This is a genomic window from Chromobacterium alticapitis, assembly GCF_002924365.1.
In the GTDB taxonomy this organism is placed as follows: Bacteria; Pseudomonadota; Gammaproteobacteria; order Burkholderiales; family Chromobacteriaceae; genus Chromobacterium; species Chromobacterium alticapitis.
The window spans coordinates 1-7,359 of the sequence record NZ_PQWB01000039.1; the positions used below are offsets into that span (position 1 = coordinate 1).

The 7,359-nt window shown below is 65.4% G+C and carries 6 protein-coding genes; 1 reads left to right on the top strand and 5 read right to left on the bottom strand.

What is annotated here, in order from left to right:
• Positions 1-275: 275 nt before the first annotated feature.
• The 4 genes from C2I19_RS10530 to C2I19_RS10545 form a co-directional block, all read right to left on the bottom strand.
• Positions 276-1,499, bottom strand: a complete 1,224-nt coding sequence (locus C2I19_RS10530) for an L-lactate MFS transporter (protein ID WP_103902652.1) — start codon at positions 1,497-1,499, stop codon at positions 276-278.
• A gap of 106 nt (positions 1,500-1,605) precedes the next feature.
• The gene (locus C2I19_RS10535) at positions 1,606-2,358 is read right to left on the bottom strand and encodes a LytR/AlgR family response regulator transcription factor (protein ID WP_103902653.1); all 753 of its coding nucleotides are present in this window, start codon (positions 2,356-2,358) and stop codon (positions 1,606-1,608) included.
• Complete coding sequence (locus C2I19_RS10540; protein WP_199181140.1) at positions 2,355-4,025, bottom strand: sensor histidine kinase; 1,671 nt, start codon at positions 4,023-4,025, stop codon at positions 2,355-2,357. The genes C2I19_RS10535 and C2I19_RS10540 overlap by 4 nt, the downstream gene beginning before the upstream one ends.
• Positions 4,026-4,172: 147 nt before the next feature.
• Positions 4,173-4,715: a carboxymuconolactone decarboxylase family protein gene (locus tag C2I19_RS10545; RefSeq protein ID WP_103902654.1), complete on the bottom strand. Its 543-nt coding sequence runs from the start codon at positions 4,713-4,715 to the stop codon at positions 4,173-4,175.
• A 117-nt stretch (positions 4,716-4,832) separates the two neighbouring features.
• On the opposite strand from C2I19_RS10545, the gene C2I19_RS10550 reads away from it, so the two are divergent.
• The gene (locus C2I19_RS10550) at positions 4,833-5,732 is read left to right on the top strand and encodes a LysR family transcriptional regulator (RefSeq protein ID WP_103902655.1); all 900 of its coding nucleotides are present in this window, start codon (positions 4,833-4,835) and stop codon (positions 5,730-5,732) included.
• Here C2I19_RS10550 and C2I19_RS10555 read toward each other — a convergent pair.
• A partial coding sequence (locus tag C2I19_RS10555) for a 2Fe-2S iron-sulfur cluster-binding protein (protein WP_146056777.1) occupies positions 5,722-7,359 on the bottom strand: 1,638 nt, incomplete at its 5' end. The two genes, C2I19_RS10550 and C2I19_RS10555, sit on opposite strands and share 11 nt — an antisense overlap.

A 7,359-nucleotide genomic window follows, 5' to 3' on the forward strand; every position in this document is an offset into this window, starting at 1 on the left:
AAAAGCGCCTAGCCAGGAGCCGCCGAAACTAGCCGCGCGCTACCGTCGCGCGGCGTCGAACAAGTCGGCGTCTTAAAACCTGGTTAGGCGCTTTTTTACCGGCGCGTGCTGAAGGGGATATGGTCGCGTGGACGATCATGTAGCTAAATTGGAAAAGCCAACATGCTGTTACGGCCGCATTGCATGAGAAAAGCCCCCGAATCCGGGGGCTTTGTCGTTGTGGAGGCGGTCGGCGTCGTAGCGCGGGTTGGGTCCGCCATGCCCGCGAACGATGCTCAGGCCTTGCCCAGCTGCGGCTCGGCGTCGAAGTCTTCCTTGCCGGCCTGGGCCGCGCCCGGCTGGCGCATGGTCAGCGAGAACAGCAGGGCGACGATCAACAGCGCCAGGATCAGGTGGAAGGTGGCGAGGAAGCCGCCGAACAGCGAGGCGACGATGGAGCCGACGATGCTGCCGATGCCGAAGCCCAGGTAGATCACGCCGTAGTTCTTGGTCAGGTTGTTCAGGCCGAAGAAATCGCTGACCAGGGATGGGTAGACGGTGATGGTGCCGCCGAAGCTGAAGGCGATGCAGGCGATGGCGGCGAAGAACAGGCCGGCGTTGAGCGGGGCGAACAGCAGGGTCAGCATGCCGGCCAGCGTGGCGATCTGGGCGAGGGTGATGACGCGGATGCGCGGCATCTTGTCGGACAGCACGCCCAGCACCAGGCGGCCGGACAGATTGGCCACGGCGATCACGGCCACCGCGTTGGCGGCGGTGGCGGCCGACAGGTGGACGAAGCTCTCGCCGATGTCCTTGGCCACGCCGATCACGTACAGGCCGCTCATGCACACGGTGAGGAACATCAGCGCCAGCATCCAGTATTGCGGCTGACGCATCGCCTCGGCCAGCGTGAAGTCGCGGCTGCCGCCGGTTTGCGCAGCGGCGGGCTGCTGCGGCGCGTCAGTCATCAACAGGGCGCCGGCCACCACCATGGCCATGGCGATCAGGCCCCACAGCTGGAAAGTGGCTTCCAGGCTGAAGTGCGACAGCAGCGCCAGGTTGATGAACTTGAAGCCCAAGCTGCCCAGTCCGTAAGCGCCGATGGCGCAAGCCGAAATCAGGCCCTTGCGTTCCGGGAACCACTTGACGCAATTGGACAGCGACATCAAATAACCGGCGCCGTCGGCGAAGCCTACCAGCAGGCCGGCGCATAGATAAAGCATGATCAGGTTGCCAGCGTGCGAGGTCAGGTAGAAGCCCAGTCCCAGCATCAGGCCGGAGGCGATGGCCACCTTGCGCACGCCGAAGCGCTCCTGCAGTTTGCCGGCCATGGACGACGCCACCGCCAGCGCGAGGCTGAGCAGGCCGAAGGCGAAGGCCACCTGGCTGACCGGCTCGGAGAGCTTGTGCGACAGCTGGGCGTTGAACAGGCTCCAGGTGTAGACGGAACCCAGCGCGAACTGGGTGAGGACGGTACCGGCCAGGGTACGGTAACGGATGGCGTTGCTTGAGGCGTTCATGGCGCTGCTCGCTTAAAGTCATGACTGTTGGCATGACTATAAGCCTGCGCTTATGGAGACGGCGCAGCGCGGGAATGAAATGCAGACAGCGCGGAATGAACGGCAATCAAAGGTGCATCAACTGCCTGAAGGCCTTGATATTGCTGCGGCTGACCGGGATTTCCGCCTTCAGGTCGTACAGCTTGATGATGTAGGTGCTGTTCTGCCAGGGCGCGATTTCGCGGATCTTGTGGATGTTGACGCAGAAGGAGCGGTGGCAGCGGAAGAAGCTGTCGGCCGGCAGGCGCGACACAAAATCGCTGATGCTCATCGCCATCACGTAGCGGTCGTGGGCGGTGTAGACCAGGGTGACCTTCTCGTCGGCCTCGACGTAGTAGATGTCGTCGCAGGGCGTGACGATGATGCTGTCGCCCTTGGCTAGGTTCACCGTGCGGCTGAGGGGCGCGTTTTCCGCCGCATGGGGCGCGGCGGGCACGGCGGCGGACGAAGGGGGAGCGGACTCAAGGGCTTCCAGCTTGCGCAGCAGGCCGATGATGCGGGCCTCGTTGTACGGCTTGAGGATGTAGTCGAAGGCCTCCACCTCGAAAGCGTCCACCGCGAATTCCTTGTAGGCGGTGACGAAGACGATGCGCGGCGGCCGCGTGGTCTTGTGCAGGTTCTTGGCCAGCAACAGGCCGTCTATGGATGGGATGTTGATGTCCAGAAACACCACGTCCACCTCGTTTTCCTGCAGGAATTTGAACGCCTCCAACCCGTCCTCCACGCTGGCGGCGATCTCTATCTGGCTATGCTCCCGGATCAGATAGGCCAGCTCCTCGCGCGCCAGGTATTCGTCTTCCACGATCAGCGCCTTCATCATGCTTTTTCCTCCAGCGGCAGCTCAAAACTGACTTCGGTGCCCGGCTCCAGCCGGGCGAGGCGCAGGCCCTCGCCGTACAAGAGCTTGATGCGCTCGTTGACGTTGGACAGGCCTATGCTGCGGCTTTCCACCTTGCCTTCGGCGATGCCGTCCATCACTTCCTGGCTGATGCCGTAGCCGGTGTCGCGCACCGACACGCGGATGCGATCATCCAGCCTCTTTACCGCGATGCGCACCTCGCCGGGCTCCTTGCGCGGCTGGATGCCGTGCAGGATGGCGTTCTCCACCAGCGGCTGCAGCAGCAGGCTGGGCACGCGGGGGTGAACGTCGTCCACGTCGAATACGACTGCCAGCTTGCTGCCGAAGCGCGCCTGTTCGATGGCCACGTAGTCGCGCACCTGTTTCAGCTCCTCCTGGATGTCGATCAGCGTATCGCCCAGGGACAGGTTGTAGCGCAGATAGTCCGCCAGCTTGGCGATCAGTTGCCGCGCTTCGGACGGCTGGATGCGGATCAAGGACGAGATGGCATTCAGCGCGTTGAACAGGAAATGCGGGTTGATCTTGCTCTGCAGCGCGGCGAATTCGGCCTTGCGCGCCATCTCCTGCAGCTGCTTGATGCGCGAGGCCTCCATCTGGGTGGAAATCAGCTGAGACAGGCCCAGCGCCAGTTCGCGCTGCGAGCCGGTGATGCCGCCGCTCTTGCGGAAGAAGATCTTCAGCGTGCCGGCGACGCGGCCGTTTTCGCGCAGCGGGATGATGATCACCGAGTGGAAGTCCGCCACCCGGTACTGGCGCAGATCGTTCTCGATGATGATCTGGTCCTCGCGCACCGCGCGGCGGGTGATTTCGCCGATGGCGGAGTGATCGGCCGGCTCGTAGTAGTCCTTGCCCAGTCCGACATAGGCTTGCACGTCGCGGGTATCGGTGATGGCCACCGCGTCGGCGCCGATGTGGTTGCGGATCACGGTGCACACTTCCACCAGCGCGTCGCGGTCCACGTTCTGGAAATAGGGCAGGGTGCGGTTGGCGATGGTCAAGGCCAGCTTGGCCTGGCGCGCCGCCAGCAGTTCCTTCTCGTCGTCCAGGTCTTGCACCAGCTTGATGACCAGGCCTATGCAGATGGCGCCGGTGATCATGGGGTAGGCGATGTGGCCGACGATGGCGTGGCCGACCGCCGGCTCGGTGAACCACAGGATCAGCGCCATGGTCAGGCTCTCGCAGGCGATGCCGGCGGCGATGCCGTACAGCCACAGCCGCCGGCGGCCGGCGCGGTAATGGATGGCGGTGGCCAACAGGCCGGCGCAGATGCTGGAAATCAAGCAGGGCAGCGAGGTATAGCCGTGGATGTCTATCAGGTAGCGGTGCAGGCCGGACACAATGCCGGCCGGTATGCCCACCCAGGGGCCGAACAATATGCCGCCGGACAGGATGGCGATGGTGCGGACGTTGACCAGCGAGCCGTCCACCGGGATGCCGGTATAGGTGCTGAATACGGCGAACAGGCAGAACAGCAGCGATACGCCGGCTAGCTCGGCCGGACTGTGGTCCTGCTGGCGCAGCAGATCCTGGAAGGGGCGGAAGCGGGTCAGGAAGAACAGCGCCATCAGCATCAGCGCCGCGCGCTCGAATACCGCCAGCAGCAGCATATTGGGATTGTTTTCTATCATCGGGGGCAAAGCCGCGGCGGCGGCCGCGGAAAACGGAACAGTTGCCGCTATTTTAAAGCATGGGAGCGGGCAGAGCAGCCGGCCGGGCGATAAAAACCAAGGGCATGAAGAGGCCGGGAGCCTGGAGGGCTCCCGGCGGCGGCGGGTTTAGCCGCGGGCCTGGACCAGCGGGAAGTCCACCGCGGTGGCGGCGGCGTTGTTGACGTAGTTGGTCAGGATGTTCAGCGCTACCACCGCCACGATTTCCAGCGTTTCCGCTTCGTCGAAGCCGGCGCCGCGCAGGGCGGCCAGTTCGACGTCGGCCATGCGGCCGCGCTGTTCCGCCACATTCAGCGCGAAGCGCAGCGCGGCGGCCTGTTTGGCGTCGGCGCTGGCGAAGTCGCGGGCGGCGGCGATTTCGTCATCGCCGAGCTTGGCCACATGCTTGGCCAGATAGCTGTGGGCGGACAGGCAGTAGTCGCAGCCGTTGAATTCGGCCACCGCCAGCGCGATGCGTTCGCGCAGCGCGGCGCCCAGCTTGCCTTTGCCCAGCGCGCCGTTCAGCGACAGATAGCCTTCCAGCGCGGCCGGGCTGTGGGCCAGCAGCTTCATCAGATTGGGCACCATGCCCAGTTGTTGTTGCACGGCGGCGAGCAGCGGCTGGCTGGCGGCGGGGATGTGCTCGGCGGCGGGAATGGCGATGCGGTTCATGGCAAGACTCCTGGGTGGGTGCGGAACGTTTCCGCGATGGGTGTACTTTGCCAAATTCTTTATTTTGGAAGAATATCTGTTTTATAAAATGGATTATTTCAATATGGGGAATAGTAGATGGACCGTTTCCACCTGATGGCCGTCTTCGTCGCCGTGGCGGAGGAGGAAGGCTTCGCCGGCGCGGCGCGCAGGCTCAAGCTATCGCCGCCGGCGGTGACGCGCGCGGTGGCGGCGCTGGAGGAAAACCTGGGCGTGCGCCTGCTGAACCGCACCACGCGCTATGTCAGAGTGACCGAGGCCGGGGCGCGCTATCTGGACGACGCGCGCCGCATTCTGGCGGCGGTGGACGAGGCGGAAGAGGCGGCGGCCGGCGGCAACGCCGAGCCGCGCGGCCTGATCCGGCTGACCGCGCCGGTTTTGTTCGGCCGGCTTTACGTGATGCCGTCAGTGCTGGATTTTCTGCGCCAGCACCCGCTGGTGGAGGTGTCGGCGCAGCTGCGCGACAACGTAGTGAACCTGATGGAGGAAGGACTGGACGCGGCGGTGCGCATTGGGCATCTGCCGGATTCCTCGCTGCGCGCAGTCAAGGTGGGCGAGGTGAGGCGGCTGGTGTGCGCGGCGCCGGACTATCTGGCGCGGCATGGCGCGCCGCAAGCGCCGGAAGATTTGTTGAGTCACACGGTGATCGCTTCCACCGCCGCCTCAGCCTCGCTGGAGTGGAAGTTCGGCGCGGATGGCGAGCGGCGGGTGAGGGTGAGACCACGGTTGACGGTCAGCGGCAACGACGTGGCGATAGACGCGGCGCAGGGCGGCTTCGGCCTGATCCGGGTGATGTCCTACCAAGTGGCGGAGGCGCTGGCGGCGGGCAAGCTGGAACGGGTGCTGACGGCTTACGAGAGCGCGCCGCTGCCGATACACATCGTCCACGCCGAAAGCCGCTACGGCTCGACGCGGATGCGCCGCTTCATCGACTTCCTGGCCGAGCGGCTGCGCGCCGATCCGCGGCTTACAGATTGATTTCCAGTTTGTCCGAGCCGGCGGCCGGGTAGGCGCAGCACAGCAAAATCTCGCCTGGTTGGGCGGGATATTCCGGCGCTTGCAGATACGTCGCCTGGCCGGCCAGCAAGGCGGCGCGGCAACTGCCGCATGTGCCGCCGCGGCAGCTGAAATCCGGATTCAGGCCGCAGGACTCGGCCAGTTCCAGCAGGCTTTGGCCCGGCTGCCATTCGGTGTCTACGGCTGACGCGGCGAAGCGCACCGGCACAGCGCCGTCTGCCGGAGCGGGCAGAGCTTGAACTTGATGACCGGCGCGTTGCAGCCCGGCCGGGCCGAAGGCTTCGGCATGGATGCGCGCGTCCTCCACGCCGGCGGCGATCAGTTGCTCGTACAGCGCCTGCATGAAGCCGGCCGGGCCGCACAGATAGACGTCTCCATCCAGGCAGAGGCCATAGCCGCGCAGCAGCTCGATGTCCAGATGGCCGGCATGCTGGTAATCGATGCCCAGCCGGCGGCCGGTTTCCGGCTGGCTGACGATTTTCACCACGCGCAGCCTGCCGGCGGCCCGGACTTGCAAGGCCTCCAGCTCGGCGTCGAAGGCGCGCTCGGCTATGTTGCGCGTGGCGTAGGCCAGCAGCGTGGGCGGCATGGCGGCGGGGTTCCCGGTCAACTGATGCAAAAAGGCCAGCATGGGCGTGATGCCGATGCCGCCGGCCAAGAGCGCGATGGGGCGGTTGGTCCGCGCCAAGGTGAAATCGCCGCGCGGCGGCAGCGCTTCAATGATGTCTCCCGGCGCCAGCTGGTGCAGACGAGCCGAGGCCTTGCCCTGGCGCTTGACGCTGATGCGGTAGCCGCCGGTTTGCGACAGTGTGTAGTTGCGCATCCTTACGCCATCCACGCCCGCGACTTTCAGGCTTAAATGCTGGCCAGGCAGAAAGGGCGGCGCCGCTGTCCCCTCGGCCGGCTCGAAATAGATGGAGCGGACGACGCTGCTTTCGTCCTCCACATGGATGACGCGCAAGGGCAGCCATTGCCGCTCTAGAGCGGCGTGCGGCCAGGCGCCGGTAGCAAGCGCGAACGGCGAGTAGCCGCGCAGCGTCCAGCGCAGCGCCAGCGCGTTGCGGCGGCGCACCACCCGCTCCACGCGGAAGGTCCACAGCCGTTCCGCGCCGGCAAAGACCGAGGCGGCCTCGGCGTCCAGCACCTCGGCCTGGCCGGCCAGCTGCAGCGTGTCGCCGCTGGAGAAATCCATGAACAGCAGGCCGGCGCGCGGATGCAGCAGCAGATTGCCCAGGGTGTTGAAATAGCCGTTGCCGGAAAAGTCCGGGATGGTCAGCGTGTCGCCATCCACTTTGACGAAGCCGGGCTTGCCGCCGCGGTGCGATACATCCGCTTGCCAGCGGCCGTCCGCGTCCTGGCAGGCGCTGGCGACGAAGAAGGTATCGGCTGCCGCGATGGCGGCGCGCGCGCCTTCGTCCAGTTCGTCCATCCACTCCACCGATCCCAGGATGCGCGGGCCGGGTTCGCGCGCAAACTCGAATTCGCGCTGCTGTATGTATTTGGGGCAGTTGCCGAAAGATTGCCGAACGGCGACGGTGAATCCGCCGTCGTCCAGCTCGGCCAGCTCGCCGTTCATGCGGTTGCGGCG

Coding starts and splice junctions, on each gene's coding strand:
- C2I19_RS10530 (WP_103902652.1), bottom strand. CDS start 1,499: ATGAACGCCTCAAGCAACGCCATCCGTTACCGTACCCTGGCCGGTACC.
- C2I19_RS10535 (WP_103902653.1), bottom strand. CDS start 2,358: ATGATGAAGGCGCTGATCGTGGAAGACGAATACCTGGCGCGCGAGGAG.
- C2I19_RS10540 (WP_199181140.1), bottom strand. CDS start 4,025: ATGATAGAAAACAATCCCAATATGCTGCTGCTGGCGGTATTCGAGCGC.
- C2I19_RS10545 (WP_103902654.1), bottom strand. CDS start 4,715: ATGAACCGCATCGCCATTCCCGCCGCCGAGCACATCCCCGCCGCCAGC.
- C2I19_RS10550 (WP_103902655.1), top strand. CDS start 4,833: ATGGACCGTTTCCACCTGATGGCCGTCTTCGTCGCCGTGGCGGAGGAG.